At 39.8% G+C, this 21,177-nt stretch carries 19 protein-coding genes and 1 riboswitch; of the genes, 7 read left to right on the forward strand and 12 right to left on the reverse strand.

Annotated features, from left to right (window positions below; translation table 11 throughout):
- Positions 1–141: 141 nt before the first annotated feature.
- Positions 142–1,815, reverse strand: coding sequence for an alpha-keto acid decarboxylase family protein (locus AC1DVK_RS06190; protein ID WP_477626054.1), 1,674 nt, complete (start codon positions 1,813–1,815; stop codon positions 142–144).
- 383 nt (positions 1,816–2,198) lie between these two features.
- On the opposite strand from AC1DVK_RS06190, the gene AC1DVK_RS06195 reads away from it, so the two are divergent.
- On the forward strand, positions 2,199–3,602 hold the full coding sequence (locus AC1DVK_RS06195; RefSeq protein ID WP_284472119.1) for a sigma-54 interaction domain-containing protein: 1,404 nt from the start codon (positions 2,199–2,201) through the stop codon (positions 3,600–3,602).
- A 64-nt stretch (positions 3,603–3,666) separates the two neighbouring features.
- Here AC1DVK_RS06195 and cobT read toward each other — a convergent pair whose 3' ends face one another.
- From cobT to AC1DVK_RS06215, 4 genes are all read right to left on the reverse strand, one after another.
- On the reverse strand, positions 3,667–4,713 hold the full coding sequence (cobT, locus tag AC1DVK_RS06200) for a nicotinate-nucleotide--dimethylbenzimidazole phosphoribosyltransferase (RefSeq protein WP_410861253.1): 1,047 nt from the start codon (positions 4,711–4,713) through the stop codon (positions 3,667–3,669).
- Between the two features lie 134 nt (positions 4,714–4,847).
- Positions 4,848–5,396, reverse strand: coding sequence for a signal peptidase I (gene lepB, locus AC1DVK_RS06205; protein WP_289320932.1), 549 nt, complete (start codon positions 5,394–5,396; stop codon positions 4,848–4,850).
- Between the two features lie 308 nt (positions 5,397–5,704).
- Positions 5,705–6,412, reverse strand: coding sequence for a nitroreductase family protein (locus AC1DVK_RS06210; RefSeq protein ID WP_477626055.1), 708 nt, complete (start codon positions 6,410–6,412; stop codon positions 5,705–5,707).
- A gap of 114 nt (positions 6,413–6,526) precedes the next feature.
- The gene (locus AC1DVK_RS06215; RefSeq protein ID WP_089365044.1) at positions 6,527–6,943 is read right to left on the reverse strand and encodes an RrF2 family transcriptional regulator; all 417 of its coding nucleotides are present in this window, start codon (positions 6,941–6,943) and stop codon (positions 6,527–6,529) included.
- Between the two features lie 459 nt (positions 6,944–7,402).
- Here AC1DVK_RS06215 and AC1DVK_RS06220 point away from each other — a divergent pair, with 459 nt between their 5' ends.
- Both AC1DVK_RS06220 and AC1DVK_RS06225 read left to right on the forward strand, forming a co-directional pair.
- Positions 7,403–7,645: a hypothetical protein gene (locus AC1DVK_RS06220; protein ID WP_477626056.1), complete on the forward strand. Its 243-nt coding sequence runs from the start codon at positions 7,403–7,405 to the stop codon at positions 7,643–7,645.
- 114 nt (positions 7,646–7,759) lie between these two features.
- The gene (locus tag AC1DVK_RS06225) at positions 7,760–8,305 is read left to right on the forward strand and encodes an NADPH-dependent FMN reductase (RefSeq protein ID WP_284471646.1); all 546 of its coding nucleotides are present in this window, start codon (positions 7,760–7,762) and stop codon (positions 8,303–8,305) included.
- A 128-nt stretch (positions 8,306–8,433) separates the two neighbouring features.
- Here the strand turns inward: AC1DVK_RS06225 and AC1DVK_RS06230 are convergent, their stop codons facing one another.
- Both AC1DVK_RS06230 and AC1DVK_RS06235 read right to left on the reverse strand, forming a co-directional pair.
- Positions 8,434–9,219 carry an SDR family oxidoreductase gene (locus AC1DVK_RS06230; RefSeq protein WP_477626057.1) on the reverse strand — a complete coding sequence of 262 codons (786 nt, stop codon included), beginning with the start codon at positions 9,217–9,219 and terminating at the stop codon, positions 8,434–8,436.
- Positions 9,220–9,234: 15 nt separating this feature from the next.
- The gene (locus AC1DVK_RS06235; protein ID WP_061461839.1) at positions 9,235–10,089 is read right to left on the reverse strand and encodes a RhaT/GlcU family sugar-proton symporter; all 855 of its coding nucleotides are present in this window, start codon (positions 10,087–10,089) and stop codon (positions 9,235–9,237) included.
- Between the two features lie 383 nt (positions 10,090–10,472).
- Here AC1DVK_RS06235 and AC1DVK_RS06240 point away from each other — a divergent pair, with 383 nt between their 5' ends.
- Positions 10,473–10,655, forward strand: a complete 183-nt coding sequence (locus AC1DVK_RS06240) for a hypothetical protein (RefSeq protein ID WP_477626058.1) — start codon at positions 10,473–10,475, stop codon at positions 10,653–10,655.
- 335 nt (positions 10,656–10,990) lie between these two features.
- On the opposite strand, the gene AC1DVK_RS06245 is transcribed toward AC1DVK_RS06240, so the two are convergent.
- From AC1DVK_RS06245 to AC1DVK_RS06260, 4 genes are all read right to left on the reverse strand, one after another.
- Positions 10,991–12,817, reverse strand: a complete 1,827-nt coding sequence (locus AC1DVK_RS06245; RefSeq protein WP_284471649.1) for an APC family permease — start codon at positions 12,815–12,817, stop codon at positions 10,991–10,993.
- A gap of 134 nt (positions 12,818–12,951) precedes the next feature.
- Positions 12,952–13,095: riboswitch (cyclic di-AMP (ydaO/yuaA leader) on the reverse strand.
- Between the two features lie 409 nt (positions 13,096–13,504).
- Positions 13,505–13,960, reverse strand: a complete 456-nt coding sequence (locus AC1DVK_RS06250; protein WP_410861261.1) for a GtrA family protein — start codon at positions 13,958–13,960, stop codon at positions 13,505–13,507.
- On the reverse strand, positions 13,920–14,942 hold the full coding sequence (locus tag AC1DVK_RS06255; RefSeq protein WP_089364585.1) for a glycosyltransferase family 2 protein: 1,023 nt from the start codon (positions 14,940–14,942) through the stop codon (positions 13,920–13,922). The genes AC1DVK_RS06250 and AC1DVK_RS06255 overlap by 41 nt, the downstream gene beginning before the upstream one ends.
- A gap of 15 nt (positions 14,943–14,957) precedes the next feature.
- Positions 14,958–16,628, reverse strand: a complete 1,671-nt coding sequence (locus AC1DVK_RS06260) for a DUF6044 family protein (RefSeq protein WP_410861263.1) — start codon at positions 16,626–16,628, stop codon at positions 14,958–14,960.
- A 173-nt stretch (positions 16,629–16,801) separates the two neighbouring features.
- Here AC1DVK_RS06260 and galU point away from each other — a divergent pair, with 173 nt between their 5' ends.
- From galU to AC1DVK_RS06275, 3 genes are all read left to right on the forward strand, one after another.
- On the forward strand, positions 16,802–17,662 hold the full coding sequence (gene galU, locus AC1DVK_RS06265; protein ID WP_089364586.1) for a UTP--glucose-1-phosphate uridylyltransferase GalU: 861 nt from the start codon (positions 16,802–16,804) through the stop codon (positions 17,660–17,662).
- A gap of 692 nt (positions 17,663–18,354) precedes the next feature.
- Positions 18,355–19,752, forward strand: coding sequence for a cytochrome P450 (locus tag AC1DVK_RS06270; protein WP_477626059.1), 1,398 nt, complete (start codon positions 18,355–18,357; stop codon positions 19,750–19,752).
- A gap of 79 nt (positions 19,753–19,831) precedes the next feature.
- Positions 19,832–20,005: a hypothetical protein gene (locus tag AC1DVK_RS06275; protein ID WP_477626060.1), complete on the forward strand. Its 174-nt coding sequence runs from the start codon at positions 19,832–19,834 to the stop codon at positions 20,003–20,005.
- A gap of 75 nt (positions 20,006–20,080) precedes the next feature.
- Here the strand turns inward: AC1DVK_RS06275 and AC1DVK_RS06280 are convergent, their stop codons facing one another.
- Entirely contained in the window at positions 20,081–20,251 is a 171-nt protein-coding gene (locus tag AC1DVK_RS06280) for a YjcZ family sporulation protein (RefSeq protein ID WP_410861268.1), read from the reverse strand.
- Positions 20,252–21,177 lie beyond the last annotated feature (926 nt).

Here is a 21,177-nt window from a genome sequence, read left to right on the forward strand (position 1 = left end):
CATAGTGGGCTCGTAGAGCCCCAATCTCTTAACTTCAGGCAAAAATTCAAAGGGAATCTCAAAAAGGGGTTCGGAATTTTTTAATTCCGAACCCCTTTTGTCTACAAACTGAGGCCTTCTCCGATAGAAGGCCTATAGGTATTAATTTTGTTTTTCTTGCGTCTCAAGATACTGCCTTATTTTATTAAGATACTCTGGTCCATCCATTTGATCTTTCACGATCATTTCTATAAGGGAAAGTTTTTCGGCGTTCATTTCCTGAGCCTTCTTGATGGCATCATCCAGTTCTCCATTCGTCCTGACTCTCGCAGTGAAGGCCTCCTCGCCAAATGCTTCAGCTAGCTTTGTATATTCCCACTCTGGTATCTCGTTATATTCCTGTTTTTCTATATCGACTTTTACGTTTAAGAATTTTTCTATCGTATAGCCGTTATTGTTGAGGATGAACACGATGGGTTTGCAGCCGTTCTCCAACATCGAGCTTATTTCCTGTGCTGTCAGCTGTATCGAGCCGTCACCAGTAAACAAAAGTACACGACGGTTTCTATCCGCTATACAAGCCCCAAAAGCAGCGGGTGTCGCATAACCAATACTCTGCCAGCCTCCCTGAGCTATATAGGTCGCCCCTTTTGGCAATCTAACCTGTGACATACCATAATAGAATGTTCCTGTTTCAGTGACCACAATGTCATGTTCCTTCAACATTTGCTGAATTCGAGGATAATAAGAGGCCGCTTCCAGTGGTGCTGTTGGGTCTCCGACCATTGTGTCATACGGAAACGAGGTTGTTCCAACAGATTCCTTCTGCCGGTAACCAATTTCTTTTAGAGCATTTAGAACATCTTCACCATTGACATTCATATAGCTGGCAACTCCCACTTTTAAGGAGTCAGGTTGAACCTCTATCATTTTCAGCGGATTAAGCTTTGCTGTGCCTTTGGATGTATTGACGTCTGACCAAACAGCACCTACTGCAATGATACAATCCGCTTCCTCAACGGCCTGAGCTACCTCCTTACTTCCAAAAGCTCCGCCGTATACACCAATATAAAGGGGATGACTCTCATCAAACACGCTTTTCCCCTGCATTAACGAAGCGACTGGAACATTTAACTGCTCAGCCAGTTGCTGCACGGATCCTTGCAAGTTATAACGAAGTGTTTTCATATCTACAAGCAGGACTGCTTTTTTCACATCCTCTAACATTTTCCTTATATGCTCCACTGCTGACTGCAATGCATCGTCATTCGTTTTGGTCTTATTTTGGGAAGGTTCGGTGTGGGAAATCACCGGTTTTGTAATGAGATCGATGGCCACTACCAAATAAACGGGCTTTTTCTTTTCCTTCGCAATTCTGATCGCTTCCGGTATCTCCCTACCCGCGTTTTCTGGTGTAAGAATCGCCGTATAACTGGTGATATGCTCATAAACCTTACGGAAAACATCAAAATCTCCATCCATTAACGTATGATGGGCAAGCTCTTTCTCCTTTTGGATCATGGACTTTGGTGAGCCGACAATATGAATGAGCGGCACATTTTCACTGTACGCACCAGCGACTGCATTGCATGCACTCATCTCACCAACGCCAAAGGTGGTGATAAGTGCCGACATGCCCTTCACCCGGGCATAGGCGTCCGCAGCGTATCCAGCATTGAGTTCATTTCGTCCATTTATGAACTCAATCCCATCGTACTCTTCCAAAGTATCTAGCAATGAAAAATTATAGTCTCCGGGTACACCAAAAATCTCTGTAATGCCCTCTGCTTTTAAGCAGTCGTATAAATATTGTCCCAAGGTTCTGTTTCCAGCCAAGTCAATCACTCCTTCAATTGATTCATCTTACTTTATTAATACCCAAACATAAGTAGGTTAACCGTATAAGTATCCATATAAATAAGAGCTGCCTTCGCTAACCTACTAATCTATTTTGAACTTTGAGGGTGATATTGTCCTGGAATGGTGTGGAAATCTTTAACCACTCAAAGGGAAGAGGATGCTTTTAAAGGTGTTGAAGAAAATTCATTATTCCCAACCATTCCAAAAACGAACTGCTACCTCGGAGCTACTGCCTCCTATAAAAATGCGGATTTCAAAAAAAACGATTCAATTCCAAATCAAAGAATCTGAAAATTCTTGATTTCACCTCTAATTTTGATTTATATTTGAATCAACCGAAAAAGCGGACAAGGGGGAAAATGATGAGTGAAAACAATGTAAAAAGAGTTTTGGAAACCATCATCAGCACATCGAATAATAATATTACCGTGACTGATGAAAAGGGATTCATTTTATTTACGAATCCTAACCATTGGTGGATTTATGGAATTGAACCCGACCATTATCTTGGAAAATCCGTATATCAGCTCGAAACGGAAGGAATACTTACGCCTTCAATATCTGCCATGGTATTGAAAGAGAAAACACCTGTTCAAATCATGCAGCATACGAAGACGGGAAAGATCGTCATGTCGACTGCCTATCCCATCTTTGATGATGATGGTGAATTGATTCGGGTCGTCAGTTATGCCCAAGATCAAACTGAAATCAGAAACCTCCAGGACCAGTACGGTCAATTGGAGAAAAAGATTCAAGAATATCAATCGGAGGTCGAGGAACTGAGGGAACAGGAGGAGCTGATCTATCGCAGCAAGGAAATGCGGCAAATCGCCAAAACGATACTCCGTGTTTCCAAAACGGATGCTACTGTCATGCTTCTTGGGGAATCGGGGGTGGGCAAGAGCGTTTTCGCCCGCCGGCTACATAATCAGAGTTACCGCAGCAAAGAGCCATTCATCGAAGTCAACTGCAGTACCATTCCAGAAAGTCTCTTTGAATCTGAAATGTTTGGATACGAAGCGGGATCCTTCACCGGTGCGCAAAAGCACGGTAAGCAAGGGCTGATTGAACAGGCAGACAATGGAACCTTATTTCTGGATGAAATCGGGGAGCTCCCCCTGGATATGCAAGTGAAATTATTAAATGTCCTACAGGAGAAGACTTTTAAAAGGGTGGGCGGAAAAAAAGAGCATAAGATAGATTTCCGGCTTGTAACCGCAACGAATCAAAACCTTGAGGAAATGGTCGAAAAGGGCACATTCAGGCTCGATTTGTATTACCGCTTAAATGTGATTCCCGTCCATATACCGCCTTTACGGGAAAGAAAAGAAGATATTGCCATTTTAATCAATCATAATCTCGAAATCATCAACAAGAAATACAAAACAGATAAGAAGTTGCATCCTTCCACTTACGAAATCCTGATTCAGCATAAATGGTCAGGGAACGTGCGTGAATTGGAAAATCTGATTGAACGGCTCATTCTGACCTCGGAAGACTCCATCATTTTCCCAGGCTTCCTCCCTTCCCATTTCCATGGACAAGTATCTATGGAGAAAAAAGATGATACCTTAATGATCGACCAAATGATGGTTGAGGACCGTGATCTCAAAACCGCTCTTGAACAAGTGGAAAAATGGATGATGATGAAAGCAAGTAAACAATGTAAATCCACATATGAAATGGCAAAATTCTTAGGTATAAGCCAGCCTTCAGTCGTTAGGAAAATGAAGAAATATAAAGGTCAATTACCCATTACGTAAAAGTAAACTAAAAGAATATTTCACTGCTAATAAGAGACCTTCACATGAAGGTCTCTTATTTCTCTTATTTATTTGACACGCCTGCCGAGTCAAATGTTGCCATTTCTTTAAGGACCAATGTCGCTGCCTTTAGGATCGGGTATGCCACTGCGGCCCCTGTTCCTTCTCCGATTCTCATTCCTATATCGAGGATCGGCTCCTTACCAAGCAATTGTATGGCTGTTCTATGACCTGGTTCAGCCGATCGATGTCCAACAAACATATAATCTGCTGCATGTTCAGAAATGAGGTTGGCCAATACAGCGGCCGTGGTTGTAATGAAACCATCAACAAGAATGGGTATACGGTTATTCGCTGCAGCGATCATGGCCCCTGCCATACCTGCAATTTCGTATCCACCGATTTTCATCAAAATATCGATTGGATCATCAGGACTAGGTTTTCTTAACGAAATCGCTTTTTCAATTATTCTTTGCTTATGTAAAATGCCTTCAGACTTCAAACCTGTTCCCTGTCCCACTAGCAATTCGGAGCTTTTCCCGCTTACGACGGAAATGATGGCGGAACTGGATGTCGTATTTCCGATTCCCATTTCACCAAGAATCAGGCAGTTCACTCCACGGGCAATCATTTCCTGTGCACGATCATATCCAATTTCAAGCGCTTGAAGTGCTTCTTCCTTTGTCATCGCATCTTCTTTATAAAAGTTTCTAGTTCCACGGCGGACTTTTCTCGAAGTTAATTCCGGAGCCTCGATATCTGCATCGATCCCTATATCGACAATGTCCAAGTAAGCATCTATCGCACGGCTGAGTACATTGATGGCGGCTCCATCATTCAGGAAATTGAGTGCCATTTGTTCCGTCACTTCTTTTGGATATGCCGACACCCCTTCTTCCGTAATTCCGTGGTCGGCTGCAAACACGATAACACCCGGTTTAGAAATGTCCGGAAAGGCCTCTCCTGTCATCTTGGCCAATTCGATTATCCATTCCTCAAGTCGTCCTAAGCTTCCCTGAGGAACCGTCAGTGAATCGACATGGCCTTTTACCTGCCGTCCCATATCCTCATCCAGCATCGGGATGGAAATGGCGGCTAACCCATTCGTCATATTAAAAACCTCCATAATCCAAAATGAAAAACCTTAACCATCGGAAAAGGTTCTTATCCATCATTTTCTATAAATACAACTTAGTCAATATAATTATCCTCTAAACTTTAACATGTGTACACACTAAGATCCATTTACTTTGGGACCCCTATTTCATTTAATGGATAGATGCGAAATTCCACTTTGCCCACAAGTGATTCCTCTGAAATAAAACCAAATCTTCTTCCATCCCAACTTTTCCTGCGATTGTCCCCCATGACAAATAAGTGACCAACAGGTACCTTGGATTTCCCAAGTAAATCATTCAAGGTGAAATTCTCCGTCAGATTTTCTTCAGGTGGAATTTCCTCTTTTTTCGTTTTCAAATATGGTTCTGTATACTCTATTCCATTAATAAACAGCATATCATCCTTCATTTCGATACTGTCACCTGGTAAACCGATCACCCTTTTTATATACTTCGCATCTGCGTCCGGTGCATTAAATACAACCATATCGAAACGTTCTGGCTTTCCGATTTTAGTTACCACGATCCGGTCATCGTTTTCATAAGTCGGCTCCATTGATTTACCCTTGACGGTAACTGGCGTAAATAAAAACTGTTGGCAAATAAACACGATCATAAAAGCGAATAAGATAGATTTCAACCAAGAGAACACTTCAGTTTTCATATCATTCTTCATAGCGACTCCCTCCCATCTATTGTGAACGGCTAACATTTGAAACCAATGCATGCAGCGTCAAGACCAATTTTTTAGCTCTGTTACTCCCTTAATGCTGAGTTTTGCCGGTCGGTGTTCAGAGGAGATATCCTAAAAGAAATATCTGGAAAAATTGTAACATATCCATTTATCGCTTGCGAGAATTAATCATTTTTATTATCGGGGGCGCAAAGCAAATCTAAAAATATATCGAAAAAAGGATAGCGAATTTCAGCTATCCTTTTACTTGGTATCTAATCCTTGCTCCAAAAATCCTTATATGTTGAACCTTAGTATTTATTCCAAGTCAATAAAGTATCTAGTGGCAAACGGACTTTTTCAAATCCTGCTTTAGTTCCTTTTCCAAGGGAGATTAACATGACAGGTTTGAAGTTTTCCGGTACATTGAATGCATCCACAAATTTGGCTTCATCGAACCCTCCCATTGGGACTGTATCGTATCCTTTTGCTTTTGCTGCTAACATGATCTGCATGGAAACCAAGCCACCGTCAATCATGGCTACACTTAAAGCCTTTTCAGCAGAAAAGTTACCGTAATTATGGATGATGGAAGCTACAAATGGCTCTTTGATTTCATTCTTCATGATCCCTTTATCCACCAATTCACCATAAATTCGCTCTGCATTTTTGTAGCCTTCTATATCAGCTAAAACGGCAATGACCGCAGAGGCATCAACAATTTGTTGTTGGTTATTTGCGATGGGCAGCAATTCTTGTTGGGTTTGCTTATCTTGAATCACAAGGAATCTCCATGGCTGTAAGTTTGAAGAAGACGGCGCTTGAATCGCAACCTCCAGGATTTCTCTAATTTCTTCTTCAGTCATCATGTATTCAGCATCGTATTGGCGAACAGATCTCCGTTCTTTTGCGACCGTAAGGAAGTCTGTATCAGTAAGGACCTTTGGCTTTTCTAGCGGTATATTCAATTCTTTCGATTTATTTAGGTACTCTTCTTTACTCATTGTATTTTTTGTCATTTATAATGACCTCCATTTAACTGTGTTTATTACAGGAACAGTATATTACGAATACTGTTCTTTTGTCAAATACAGTTTAAGAAAAACGAAACCCTATTAGTTTCGTTTTTCACTTTAAGATTTTGATAGTAAATCAGCAATCGTCTTTTGTTCCAAGCCTTGTATAATCCAGCTCTCCATCTCGTTTTTCAAACCGCATAAAGCGTCGCGAGAAGAAGGCTGAAAGCATTTTTTATCATTCACATCAAGGAAGCCCTTTGAAAAAGGTTCGGATTTAATTGCAGCGTATATATCTGCAAGTATGATTTGTTCGGGATTTTTGGCTAGTGAATATCCGCCATCCCTGCCTTCTTTAGCTTGAATCAGCCCTGCCTTAACTAAATTACTTAATATTTTTCTGAGAAAACCCGACTCCGAATCAAGCTTATCGGCCAATTTAGCACTATTACATAATCCATCCTGATCTGCAAGAACGAGCAGAGCTTGCACTGCAAGACTAAACCACATTATACTGGATACCTTTTCAGACATTTCTTTCACCTCTCCTCTACTTTAAACTATTTTTCAATGAATATAAAACGCTGCATCGAACAATTCTTCCTAAAACCTCTTTTAAATGAACAGCCATGCGGAAAAGCTTGCAGACCCTTTTAGACCGATCGGAGTTTTTCGGAGCAGTGATAGTAATGGGAAGCGGAATCTGTCACCAAAATGATGGATAAACACAGTACTCCCACTTGGCGTATTTTATATCACCTTCCATTAAATGCTTTTCCCCATTTTACAAAAACCAGGAAAAAAATGGACTAGTTATTTGTCCAAAATAGGTTTTTTGGGAATATGGTAAACTAACTTAATAGAATTTTCACTCAGGAAGTGTTAATGAATGATGCTAAAGACCCTCTCATCACGACTATAAGCTGGTTATTGGCTTGGAACGGAAATTAATGATCATGGCCCTCTTGGTTTTGTTCATAGCTGCTTCAGGGTATGTCCATTCTTGGGTGGTCGGTAAAATTTTCAAGATGGGGAAAGGGGGATATCATCACCTTGACATTTACAGGAGGAATGCCAAGCATCAGTGCAGGATCCGTTCTTGCGACTACCTATTTCCCTGCTGCCGTCGCTGTACCCCTTGTACTTGGTATGCTTTTTCAGCAAATGCTCGCTTCCTTTTTTGGCTTCATTATGGAGAAGCATTCCACCGTTGTTCGAAAGAAGGGTGATCAGTGAAAGATTATTTCCTAAGCATCCTTTTTCCCTTTCATTTAATTTCCAATTATAATAGACTAGTGGAGCTTATTAACATGATTATCCATGAAAAATAAACAATCGGAGGTAATGAAGATGAAAATTGTTGCAATAGTGGGAAGTATTCGTAAAGAGTCTTACAACCTAAAGCTTGCCAAATATATTCAAACTAGATATCAAGATCGTTTTGATCTCGAAATCTTAAACATTCGGGACCTTCCTTTTTATGATCAAGATATTGAAAATGAGCCTCCTGCAGTCGTGAAAGAATTTAAAAGCAAAGTGGCTGATGCAGACGCAGTCCTATGGGTAACGCCTGAATACAATGGGACGATTCCAGGCGTATTGGGCAATGCCATCGATTGGTTGTCACGTGTGGATAAAGTCTTGATTGGTAAACCTTCATGGATCATGGGTGCGTCAATGGGGCAATTAGGAACGGTTAAAGCTCAATTGCATTTACGTGAAATCCTATTCGCTCTAGGCATCTCCTCCCCGCTCCTTCCCGGGAATGAAGTATACGTCGGAGCCGTGCATGACAAAATCAATGACGAAGGCAGTCTTACACATGAGTCGACTGTCCAGTTTATCGATACGGTCGTCGATAACTTCATTAGCTGGTATAATCATCATACTCGTTAATGCTTTTAAGACAAGAATCCCAGCAGATCGCTCTGCTGGGATTCTTGCTGCTTCATTCATGAGTTAAATGAGCCTTGATGGCAGTGCTCCTTCTCGATTTAAATCCTGCCTTTTCCAGGCAGATACATTCATCCTCTTCCAGCTTGGAATGAAGGATATTTCGTCATCCCGCCATCAGCAAATAAAGTGATGCCCGTTACATAACTGGATTCCGAAGATGCCAGCCATACGGCAACCGAGGCAATCTCCTCAGGCTTTCCGATATACCCCATTGGAATCATGCTTTCCAGATCCTTTTTCTTTTCGGGATCTTCAAGTTTGTCGGCATTAATTGGCGTGGCGATGGCTCCAGGTCCAATGCTGTTCACACGAATCCCTTTCGGTGCATATTCAAGCGCCAGGGTTTCCGTAAGCAACTTCACACCGCCCTTGCTTGCCGCGTAATGTACGAATAAAGGCCAGGGAATCATCTCATGTACACTGGACATGTTTATCACATTCCCTTTAACATTGTTCTCGACAAAATACTTGATCGCTTCACGGCAGCCTAAGAAATTACCGGTTAAATTGGTGTCGATTACCCTATTCCAGTCGCTTAACGGCATCTCGTGAGATGGAACGGCATTTTCTACTCCTGCATTATTAATGAATATATCAATTTTCCCGAATTCCTTTACCGCAGATCGAACAATGTTAATCATATCTTCTTCAACCGTGACATCACATTTCACTGCAATAGCTTCCCCACCATTGTTTTTGATTTCTTCCAATACACTGTCCGCTTCCTCTGATTTAGTGCGATAATTAACCACGACCTTTGCCTTTTCCTGAACAAAGCGAATGGCCATCGCCTTTCCTAAACCAGTGGATGAACCGGTTATAACAACGACCTTACCCTCTAAATCTGTATACATTTAATCACCCTCCAATTAACTTTTTGCCAATCCGAGCATAATCCCGGCTATGATAATCAAGATAATTCCTATAACGATTCCAATTAGTTGGCGCTTCGTTTTCTTTTCACGTAATATGATGATCCCGCCGAGAGTTGATATGACTATGCCCATTTGAGAAAGGGAAAAACTCGTAGCCACTCCAACACGGGGCTGGGATATGAATAAAAACATGTTCCCTGCAGCCCATATCAGTCCGGGAATGATATTGCGGATCGTATATTTGTTAAACGGTTTATGTTTAAAGGTCAATAATAGACCGCCTATCACCATCCCGATCGCTTGAGGGAATAATGCTGACCAGCCATTAACATTGAAAAGCCGGGCTACGACCACATAGACCAAATAACCGAACGTCGAGATGAGGAGAATAATGATACCTTTCTTCAAGTTTCCCGATTTGCCCTCTTTTGATTCTTTATCTTCCAAGGAGGTCAAAACAATTCCTATAATAATGAAAACTAGTGCCAAAACGCCTAAAATGACCGCTTTCATAGTAGACCATTCGTGAAAAACAATGACCCCGAATAAAGTCGTTGAAATGAGCTGTAATCCAGTTGATATCGGCATCGTTTTGGAAACACCCATTAAATCAATGCTCTTAAGCTGATTAGCTTGTCCAACGGCCCAAAACAATCCAGAAACGATCCCGACGCCAAACACCAAAAGTGACAACTTGATATCGGCAAAAATATAAACACCAATTGAGAAAATCAAAGCGCCAATCGTTGTACCTAGTGTTTGACTATAGGGTCCCCCCCCAAGTTTCACATTAAATAAAACGATGCTTCCCCAGAATAATGCAGGCAAGAGAGCTAATAATATATCCATCTTCAACCCCCATATACGTATGTACTAACGGAAATTTCATTTTATATTCTCTTAATATGTTGTTCGCATTATTTGAATTGAACCTAGGTAATTTTATCCAGTTCCCGCAGAAATAGTGTTCAACACAAAAAGGGCTGCAGTCTCAGCCCTTTTTGACGATAGTGATATTAATTGTGTTATGATGTTGCATGTCCATTTCCTAATCATCACTACCTTGAAATAATCACTTTCCTAAACAGCCGTCGTACCGATAAAGATGAGGGAGAACAAGAGAGTCACAAAGAAAGGAGCAAATCCCTCCCGCTTTTTGTTTCTTTTACATCCTCTCTCTTTATATAAAAAGTCACAAAGAATATACTGGGAAGGTATTCAGATTCACCGAAATGATCATGAAAGTTTGTGAATCAAGAGCCAGCATGACCCCAAGCATGGATCCTATCAGTGTTGTTGATAGAGACTCCATAACCGCTGTTAAACCGAATGGCCTTCCGCTGATTGATGCTGCCACTGCACATATTGAGATGGCCAGAACGGTAAAACCGCAGCTTGCCGGGCAACAGGAATGACAGCATTAAACTTGCCGTTATGCTTAACATCATGACCATGCATTTACCCAGGCTAACACCAATATGATTATGGTGAAATATTCTAGTTAGCAAATGCAAAATCCAGTAGCCTATATGTTATGAAAGATGAAGTATCCTTGCACCTTACTGAGCAATAATAGTTATTGTGAATTTAATGAGTTATTAATGAATGATCTTATTATATCGGGGGCGTTAGTTGGAAAAAAACAGCTGTAGTGCTGTCTTTTTATTATGAGATTATAAATATATACGAACAGAGCCCAATAAAAAAGCAAACCATATGTAGGTTTGCTTCTTTTCTTAGATAATGGAACTTACTTCTTCAAATGATAGGGAACTGTCGCAACAACTACATTTCTTCTATAAAGCAAGTAGGCCTTAATCAGTAAACTTGATTGGTTATGAAGAATATTGTGCCAGCCTTTCTTCGGAATAAATTGCGGGATTATTACCGTAACTTTATAGTTGGATTCACTCGCTTTATGTTCAACTGTATCCACGAATTTAGTTAATGGCTGTATGATACTCCTGTAATAAGAGTTTAGTGTGACGAGTCTAACATCTGGCTGCCACTTTTTCCACTTTTCTTCAAATTTCTTTTCATCTTCTCTTTCGAAAGCAACATAAACGGCAATGACCTGATGTGCTGATAGAGATTTAGCATAATTTAAAGAGTTCTCAACCACATGAGTTATACCGGCCACAGGCACAATAATGATATTCCCTTCTATTGGCAAGATAGGCTCACAAGTTGTAATCCTTAGCTGGTCTCCGACTGCTTCATAATGCTTCCTAATTCGATGAAAAATTAAAATGATGATAGGTAAAAAAATCAAAACAGGCCAAACCTGAGTAAATTTGGTTAAAAAGAATATCATCGTGACGATAAAACTAATAGTGGCACCAATTGAATTAATGGTTAATTTCATGATCCAGCCTTTTGGCTTTTCGCGTATCCATTTGACAATCATCCCTGTCTGGGAAAACGTAAATGGAATAAATACCCCTACCGCATAAAGTGGAATAAGATTTTCTGTATGTCCCCCAAATGCGACTATTAAGATGATGGATGCAAGTCCTAGTATGATAATTCCATTGGAATATCCTAATCGGTCCCCTCTAATCGTAAACGCCCTTGGTATGAATTTATCTTTTGCAAGATTCACCGCAAGCAAGGGGAAAGCGGAATAGCCAGTATTGGCAGCAAGAATCAAGATCAATGCAGTCGTACCTTGAATGAAGAAATACATGAAATTCCGACCAAAGATCTCTTCAGCAATCTGCGAGACGACCGTTACCTCTGCGCTAGGAACAATGCTTAAATAGTAGGCTAAGAATACGATTCCCGTAAATAATACAGCCAGTAAGGAACCCATAGCTATTAAAGTTTTTGCAGCATTATTCGGAGCTGGGTCTTTAAAGTTCGGAATCGCATTGGAAATCGCTTCGACTCCTGTCAATGCGGAGCTTCCTGATGCAAATGCCCTTAGCAGTATGAATAAACTGATGCCCGCTACTGGAGTCCCGATTGGCGCGTGTAATTCCGGTGAGACTCCACCTGTCAGGATTTTGTAAATTCCTACACCAATCAAGATGAACAACGCTAAAACGAATAGATACACCGGATAGGCCAAAACAGAGGCCGACTCTGTAACCCCTCTTAGGTTAAGGATGGTGAGCAGAAATACAAAAACGATGGCTATGCCTACATTATATGCATGAAGGCTGGGAAAGGCGGACGTGATGGCATCCGTACCTGCAGAAACACTTACAGCTACAGTTAAAATATAATCGACCAATAAGGATCCTCCAGCTATCAACCCTGGATTGATACCTAAATTGTTTTTTGAAACCACATAGGCTCCCCCGCCATGAGGATAAGCAAAAATGATTTGTCTATAGGACAAGATCAATGCAGCCAACAGTAACAATACTCCGATGGCGATGGGTATGGAATACCAGAATGCCGCAGCACCGACCGTGATCAGAACGATTAATATTTGCTCCGGTCCATAAGCAACCGAAGACAAAGCATCAGAAGATAATATTGCCAAAGCCTTGGTTTTGTTAAGCTTTTGATCACCTAGTGCATTTGATTTTAAAGGTCTCCCGATCAAAAACCTCTTTATAGAAGATAACATCAAGAATTCACCACCATTTTTAAGTTATAAGTTTATATTACCCAGCTATAGGAAAAACAAAAAAATGGAAAAATGCCCACAAGTCATAACTAAATAGACCTGTAGACATCCACTTTTTTGTCTAACAAGCTCCACTTCCCTCTCATATAACGCTTACGAGGTTAGCTGTCGGATTCGGACCTAAGAGTAGCCCTACCTTGAAAGGATTCACCCCTTGGATTGTTAAAATAATCCCATAACGGGTCCCCCGTACCATAAGGTTTAAGCGATTTAGAAATACGAAACTGTTGATTATCATACTCCGGTGAAATAGAAAAGTAAATGAAAATTTTGCACAGTAAAATAATAATTTATTTTGAGTGAGGCTTTGTTCTGACTTATATAACATAAGTCATCCAAGTGCATGATTCGAAGGTAGGAAAAAGGTGAATAACTTGTTAAAAAAGAGAAACTTCCCAATCAATTTTTAAGAAATGAAAGAACAAAACGGTGGGTACTTAAAGGGGAAAATTACCGAATTACGAAACTGTTTAAATCTCTAATTTATTAACGGTTCACCTTTCTTATTAAAAGGATCTGCCCCCGCTTGGATAGGTTTGCAATATATAAACTCCACGCTGAAAATCAAAAATTCGCTTCATGAAATCCACTTTGATTTCCATCCAAAGGGGCATTCTTTGATTCTAATCAGTTCCTTCCTTCTTGAATTGTTCCCAAATTGCTTTTTTTAAAGACAAAGTATTTCTGGCCAATATAGTTCAGTACTGTATAAAAGATTGTTCCGATAAGTACAGCCACATTTTGCTGAATGGAAAAATGAACGGATGCTTCCAAGGATTCTGCAATGGCTTGTCCTAAAGAATAAGCGGCGTAATAACAAATCAGGATGACGCAAAAGAAACGGGCAACCCCTCTCCGCCAATCTATATCGCTTCTAAAAGTAAAAGTCCTGTTCAACAGAAAACTCGTTACTGCTCCCATACCATTGCCGAAAAAGGTAGAGATCCAGTAAGATAATTCAAGAACATTCATGAGGAAAAGCATGATGGAAAGTCCAACCCCTGTATTGACCATTCCAACCAATAAAAAGCGGATAAAGGAGTTAGTGTGTTTTAGATAGTTTTTCAATACTTGTCCGTTCATTATCTAGTTGCTCCCGTTTATTTAAATCGAGTGGATTAAATAAATCCAGATCCACAATATATTTAGGCCGGCGTTTGGATTCATTATAGATTTTACCGATATATTCCCCAATCAAGCCGACAGCAATCAACTGGAGTCCGCCGATCAACCAGATGGAGGTAATTAATGAAGTCCAACCAGTTTCGGTCTGCCCAAAAAACTTTAACCATAAAAAGTATGACCCAAAAAGTAAGCTAATGAAAAAGGAAAGACATCCTAGCCATAATACAAGCCGGATCGGTGTTACTGAAAAGGAAGTAATGCCATCAAGAGCAAAAGCAACCATCTTCTTAAATGGATATTTCGTTTCCCCTGCCAATCTTTCTTTGCGGTCATAATAAACAGAGTCCGTCTTAAACCCAATAAGCGGGACGATTCCCCGTAAAAAAAGATTCGTTTCTTCAAATCGTTCCAACTCCACGATCGCCCTTTTGCTCATTAGCCGGAAATCTGCATGATTATAGACAAGGTTGACCCCCATTTTGTTCATCATTTTATAAAAACCAGTTGCAGATGTTCGTTTAAAAAATGAATCAAGGTCCCTTTTTTGGCGGACGCCATATACAATTTCACATCCTTCAGTGAATTTCCGAATGAATTCAGGGATGACTTGAATATCATCTTGTAAATCTGCATCAATTGAAATCACACAATCCGAGGCTTCCTTGGCTGTAAACAATCCGGCAAGGAGGGCATTTTGGTGGCCTGCATTCCGTGAAAGCTTCAGTCCACGAACATATTCATTGTTAATCGTTTCCTTATATATGATCTTCCATGTTTGATCTTTACTTCCATCATCAACCAATAGAATTTTACTTTGACCAGACACAACATTTTCTTCGACTAAACCCCTCACCAATCCACAAAGCTGGGAAATGGTATCCTGTAAAACACTTTCTTCGTTATAACAAGGTACAACAATCGTCACTATCGGTGAATTCACAATATCCCCCCCTTTTCAAATGACTCTGTATAAATGAATTTTCCATACGGTCCCTTTCTTTGTGAAAATCCTATCCAGTTCCAACCCGTTTTCCTTCGCGTTGTTGATTGGTATGGCAGAAAATATATACTTGCCGCCTAATCCTTTAAACGCATCTACATTAATCTCCAAATTATCCAACTCTTTCTTCGAGCTTTTTTTGAACATATAATGCTTACCAAGCTCATCGGCAAATAGGTAACAACGTCCTCCCCATTCATCAAAGTAGATTCTGATGGTTTTATTCTTTGCCAATTCGTTTTCAATTATTTGACGAAATTGATGTTTGTATGTAAGCGGATAGAAATTGTTATAGCTATCGAGCGTGTAAAACCCATTAAATTGGGCGATAGCAGGATGTAGACCGATGCTTGCAACCCGATATTCTTCCTGTGGGAGGCCAATATGCTCTTCTATATCCTGAAAAAGGCTTTCTGCATAGAACTCTTTAAAAGATGGTTTTTTATTGTTAGTGATTTCTTCATTGAAACCCATTAAAACCATGATTTGAACGGCAATGAAGATTAAAAGGGTTTTCTTAGCAAATTCACTGTATTCCCAGATGATTTTTATGGCGAGGGCAAACCCCAAGTAAATCACCATCGGCCTTAAAAAGTGAAATCTGGCAAAATTAAAAGTATCCAAGGTATGGAACCTTTCTGTTAAAGGAAGCCAGCCTTTATAAAACCAAAATGCATACCATGCGGAGAGCATAAAATTCAAACCGAACAAAAAAACAAAAACCTTTTCCTGTCTCCACAGTTTTTTGATCAAAATAATATAAAGGGCAAAAGCTGTAATCGGCAGGATGATAAGCGCATGTACAGTCATGACATGCGTATGTCCAAGAACGAAATTTTTGAAAGTAAGCTTAATGACCCACTCGAGCGGCAGCCTTGCGTGAAAATATTCATCCCTGCTGTTTGGCTCCGAATCAAAAATGAAAGAAGCAACCAAACGATACTCCACAAGACCAAAAATGAAGGTCATATAAACGATTGAAAGAAAAAACCTTAAATTCCAACCTTTTCTCCTAATCACATCCGTTATCCAAAGAAGGCCCATTGCAACCAGGAAAAAGAAAAAGCCAAGTACGATGCTTGAATATAGAGGTAAAAGTGTAAGGACCAAATAATTCTTCCACGAGTGGTCCTTGTTGCGGATATTCAAAAAAGCCCAAAGGGCTAGCGGCATCCCAAGCGTGCTGAGCATTCCCGATGGCCAAAATGGAGTAAGGGCAAAGGCTAAGGATGTTCCAACCCTAATCCATCCCGATTGGCTCCCTGTAATGAAATGTTTTTTTAATAGGATATACATACCAAAGAAAGCAATAAATCTTGTTAATGCCTGGCTTATTGCATATGCAACCATTGTTGGAAAAAGGGCATGCAGCCAAACGATAATACTGAATTCACTGCCAAACGCATTTCGGGGCAGCCCATTCATAATCTGTGGAATTTTGGCGTTTATTGAACCAAATAACTCACCGCTTTCTGAAAGCACTTTATACCAGGCAAGGTTGGAATCCAAATTATCATGTACACGAATATGTGCATTTTCTCCAAGGATGAGTAGAGGAGAGAGATATAAAATTATGACGAGTAAAGCAAAAAGGATTTGTTTTCGCTCTTGATTTTCAATTGGCAAAATATACACCTCTTGACGAAATTCATATATCCATAATATTTACTTCAATGGTAAATCTATTCTTTTTCAGGGATTTATTTTCACCTTTTTTTGATATAGGTCAACCAATGACTACATAAAATGAAGGGTAGAACAAAAAGCGGAATAAAAGAACCTTAAAAAGGGGCTAGGCTATGATAAAGAAAGCCGTAATTCCAGCAGCCGGTTTAGGAACACGATTTTTACCTGCTACAAAAGCTCAACCAAAGGAAATGCTGCCGATTGTCGATAAGCCGACCATTCAATATATTATCGAGGAAGCGGTACAATCAGGGATTACAGATATTATCATCGTTACGGGGAAAAACAAACGTGCCATTGAAGATCATTTCGATAAATCCATAGAGCTTGAAATGCTACTACAAAAGAAAGGACAAAATGATCTGCTTACAATCGTGGAGAACATTTCCAATATGGTGGATATTCACTATGTAAGACAAAAGGAACCATTAGGTCTGGGGCATGCAGTTCTATGTGCCAAAACTTTTATCGGAGACGAACCTTTTGCCGTCCTATTAGGTGATGATATCGTGGATAGTCGTGTCCCAGCCTTGAAACAGCTAATGGAACGGTATAACAAGGTTCGAGCAAGCATTATCGGGTGTAAGGAAGTGTCACCTGCCGCTGTCTCAAAGTATGGGATTGTAAATTTCCAAGAACAATATGAGGATTTATTTCTGGTACGAAACTTAGTGGAAAAGCCAAAAGTTGAGGAGGCTCCATCAACACAGGCTATTATTGGCCGATATATTTTATCACCTGCCATTTTTGAAACCCTTGAAACCGTACAGCCCGATTGTAAGGGGGAAATCCAGCTTACCGAAGCTTTAGACCTTTTGCTGGAAAAGGAACCAATATATTCGTACATCATCGAGGGAAATCGATATGACGTCGGGGATAAATTCGGCTTTCTTCAAGCTTCAATAGATTTCGCCTTGAAACGACCTGAGCTTCGCGATCAGCTAATATCTTATTTAAGACTGTTGTTTCCTTAATAAGGTTCATAAAAGCCTATGCCCAATTACCAAGATGTGATTGGGTCATTTTCATAACTTCTTGCATTTTTAATTCAATGGAAAGATTTTTTGAGTTTAGTCAGCTCCAGGTACATTGTAATATGACCCCAATAACATGTTCCCGTTTCAAAAGCTTAAGATCTATGAATATGAAACTGTTTATTAATGGCAAATCAAGTGAAAATTTTGAACAGAAAAAGAATAATTTATTGTTAGTGAGGTTATGTTGATAAGGTATATCAAACATATGAGATCCAGAAAGGATTACAGAGAATCACATGCATAAAAAAAATAATCCGATAATATCCGATGAATTTTTAGATAGTGTAGTTAAGGAAATCAATGACCTATTTGGTGGACCCATTAATGAAAAAAATGATCGTTTCCAGAATGGGGACGATCAAGAAAGAAATTGAATCCTCCTTATCCACAACAAGGAGTTTCCTCTACCGGGAAATTACCCCACATCTTCTGAATTAGTCTCAAAAAAACTCTGGCGGTTTTTATCCAGAGTTTTTTATATGGCTAAATGCAGGCTGACTCCCCTTCTTTTCCTATATATAGCAATATCATAAGAAATTTAAATGTTCATTATGACTTGTCCAAACAGATTTAGCTTATCCTCATAGAATGAATATATGTAACTATTAAAAGAAAGGGGTCAAGCAACATTGAGCCACACTGATGATGGCTTCCGCAATTCTCAAAAAGTGCCAAAGGGAAGGCTGATTTCCGGACATACAAAGGAGTTTCAAAAAGATGTCCTTGGCTTTCTTACCCGATTGGCCAAGGAATATGGGGAGGTCGCAAAATTCCGTTTTGGACCATTCCAAAATGTTTACCTCGTTTCCAACCCTGATTTAATAAAACAAATACTAGTAACAAAACAAAAATCCTTCGTCAAATCAAAGGACCTCAAAGCTTTAAAACCACTTACCGGTGAAGGTCTGCTTACAAGTGAAAAGGACTTTCATATGCGCCAGAGAAGGCTTATTCAGCCCTCTTTCAAAAACAATCATATTAGCCATTATGCCAAGGATATAATTGATATCACAATGGCTTATATATCAACTTGGGAACATAATGATGAACGGATAATTACAAAGGATATGATGGACATCACTCTGGGGATAGTCAGCAAGACCATGTTCAGCATAGAATTCACGGATGGCTCTGAAATTGTAGGGAAATCGCTGGACACTGTATTAAAAGCTGCAGTCAAAAGGATGAGATCGATTTTCCGGTTGCCATTATGGGTACCAACCAAAATCAACCGTGAATATAAAAAGGCGATAAAAAGCCTTGATAAAGTGATTTACGAAATTATTGAAAAACGGAAGACCGACACAGTAAAACATGAAGACATGCTTGGAATCCTGATGGATGCACGTGATGCCGAAGACGGATTAGGAATGACCAACCATCAGGTACGTGATGAGTTAATGACCATTTTTCTTGCAGGTCATGAAACGACAGCAAATGCTCTTTCTTGGGCACTGTACGCACTTTCAATGAATCCTGAAATTCAATCTAAGCTTTTCTGTGAAGTGGATAGCATAATTGGTCGTAGGACACCCAGCCCTGACGATTTCATGAAATTACCATACACTCAAAATATCATACAAGAAACACTTCGAATGTACCCGCCAAGTTTTATGATATCCCGGGATGTGGAGGAGGATGTCGTTATAGGAGGATATCACTTTAAAAAAGGCGATATGATTATAATAAGTTCTTATGTGATGCAGCATGATCCAAAGTATTTTGAACAACCGGATTCTTTTATTCCTGAACGATTTGAAAACAACTTTTTGAAAAACCTGCCTATGTTCGCTTACCTTCCATTTGGCGGAGGACCCCGGGTTTGTATCGGCAATCATTTTGCCATGATGGAAGCAGTGCTTGTCCTGGCTTGCATTTCTCAACGATATAGGATAAAGCTTGCACCTGACCATCATGAAGTAACCCCACTTCCGTCCCTTACGCTCAGGCCTAAGCGTGGGCTGCGCATGGTCGTAGAAGAAAGAGAAGCAGAGGCCTTTGCACCTGAATCATCAACTTTTAAATGAATATGAATGATTCCCCATGAACAAAACATTTTTATCTCCTTTAAGAGACTGGCCTATTTTTTGAAAGGAGGGTTGAAAAATGTATATGCACCATTTACCAAAGATGGGTATAATCCACACTGAATTACAATATTTAGGGATGGCCTCGCAGGTATATACCGGTTATTTAGAATTTATAAGGGAAATTGATCCGGTACAAGAATCAGAAGACCAACAGCCGCTTCCTCTCCCCTTTTTATATGAGAACGAGTAGTCCCATTAGCCATTTCCTGCTCTAAACCTTATATGTTATAGAAAAACCGACCTATCAAGGTCGGTTTTTTGTTATTCAGCAGTATGTTCCATAACCGTAACCCTGGGCGCACCCGCCGCCAAATCCAGCTCCGCCGCAAAAGCTAGCTCCCACAATCACTAAAAGGATAAACAAAACGACTATAAAGGCGAAACCTCCGCCAAATCCAAAACCGCCATCACAACCACAATCTGACATATATGACATCTCCTTATTCGTTTTTATTGAAGGACTTGAACTAGTTACATCATCTTATTCACTACCAAACAAAATGACAGTGAAAATGCGTTTTAAGATAATTTTTTTAACTCTCGTCTCTTGTTCAATATGTATTTTTTTCGGAATGGATGCAAAATCGGCTTTTCCAAAAACCTCCGATTATTTTAAATAAAATTTCCCACATAATTTTTTCATTCCACTCTTAAAAAATCACTTATTATACTACTTTCCTTAATTTATTTCATAAAATTCAAATACTTTTAGATAATAAAGAACCTCTAAGGCATTTCTAAGAACAACCCAAAAGGGCATCCCATTTAATGGAATATCTTTAACTACATCATGTATATTTGGTGGTGTGTGTATTTATCCTATTTGACCCCAGATCTGATATTAAGCCACCTTATGGCCATCCCTTTCCTCACAGTTCTATTATTATGGATTAGTATTTGTTCGGTGCAATTGAAGCTGCGTAAACAATATACAATATAATTGGAACTACTGTATGCCTGGTCACTTTAGCAATACTTATCCTTATTTCTTTTATTATCAAACAAAAAAAGAAATAAGGATAATCCCTGAATTTATTGGATTTCAGGGATTGAAATTCTTGTTTTTACGGTTCCAGAAGTTGAAGTGTTAAGGATGGAGACGATTCGTAAAGCCCCGAATATGGTTTTATTCGACAATCAAAGGCTAGAAAGTGAAAAAGAAGAATTAAAAGGTCGTATTAGAGATTTAGAGAAAGCGTGGCTCTAAATCAAAAGGTATAATATACCTTTCTAAAAAAGGCTCTTTTCGTAAAGATTGTTGTTTTTAAAACGAAACTATTTAAGGTTAATTGGAGCGGAAGTGCGAGACTCCTGCGGGAGCAGCGGGAAGCGAACATCTGGAGGGGAAATCAACCACAACTC

It is taken from the genome of Peribacillus sp. P4_B1 (assembly GCF_056402395.1).

Bases quoted from the DNA above. Each gene is read 5' to 3' on its own strand.
- AC1DVK_RS06195 (WP_284472119.1), top strand. From the start codon at position 2,199: ATGATGAGTGAAAACAATGTAAAAAGAGTTTTGGAAACCATCATCAGC.
- cobT (WP_410861253.1), bottom strand. From the start codon at position 4,713: ATGACGAATGGGTTAGCCGCCATTTCCATCCCGATGCTGGATGAGGAT.
- lepB (WP_289320932.1), bottom strand. From the start codon at position 5,396: ATGAAGAATGATATGAAAACTGAAGTGTTCTCTTGGTTGAAATCTATC.
- AC1DVK_RS06210 (WP_477626055.1), bottom strand. From the start codon at position 6,412: ATGACAAAAAATACAATGAGTAAAGAAGAGTACCTAAATAAATCGAAA.
- AC1DVK_RS06215 (WP_089365044.1), bottom strand. From the start codon at position 6,943: ATGTCTGAAAAGGTATCCAGTATAATGTGGTTTAGTCTTGCAGTGCAA.
- AC1DVK_RS06220 (WP_477626056.1), top strand. From the start codon at position 7,403: ATGTCCATTCTTGGGTGGTCGGTAAAATTTTCAAGATGGGGAAAGGGG.
- AC1DVK_RS06225 (WP_284471646.1), top strand. From the start codon at position 7,760: ATGAAAATTGTTGCAATAGTGGGAAGTATTCGTAAAGAGTCTTACAAC.
- AC1DVK_RS06230 (WP_477626057.1), bottom strand. From the start codon at position 9,219: ATGTATACAGATTTAGAGGGTAAGGTCGTTGTTATAACCGGTTCATCC.
- AC1DVK_RS06235 (WP_061461839.1), bottom strand. From the start codon at position 10,089: ATGGATATATTATTAGCTCTCTTGCCTGCATTATTCTGGGGAAGCATC.
- AC1DVK_RS06240 (WP_477626058.1), top strand. From the start codon at position 10,473: ATGATCATGAAAGTTTGTGAATCAAGAGCCAGCATGACCCCAAGCATG.
- AC1DVK_RS06245 (WP_284471649.1), bottom strand. From the start codon at position 12,817: ATGTTATCTTCTATAAAGAGGTTTTTGATCGGGAGACCTTTAAAATCA.
- AC1DVK_RS06250 (WP_410861261.1), bottom strand. From the start codon at position 13,960: ATGAACGGACAAGTATTGAAAAACTATCTAAAACACACTAACTCCTTT.
- galU (WP_089364586.1), top strand. From the start codon at position 16,802: ATGATAAAGAAAGCCGTAATTCCAGCAGCCGGTTTAGGAACACGATTT.
- AC1DVK_RS06275 (WP_477626060.1), top strand. From the start codon at position 19,832: ATGTATATGCACCATTTACCAAAGATGGGTATAATCCACACTGAATTA.
- AC1DVK_RS06280 (WP_410861268.1), bottom strand. From the start codon at position 20,251: ATGTCATATATGTCAGATTGTGGTTGTGATGGCGGTTTTGGATTTGGC.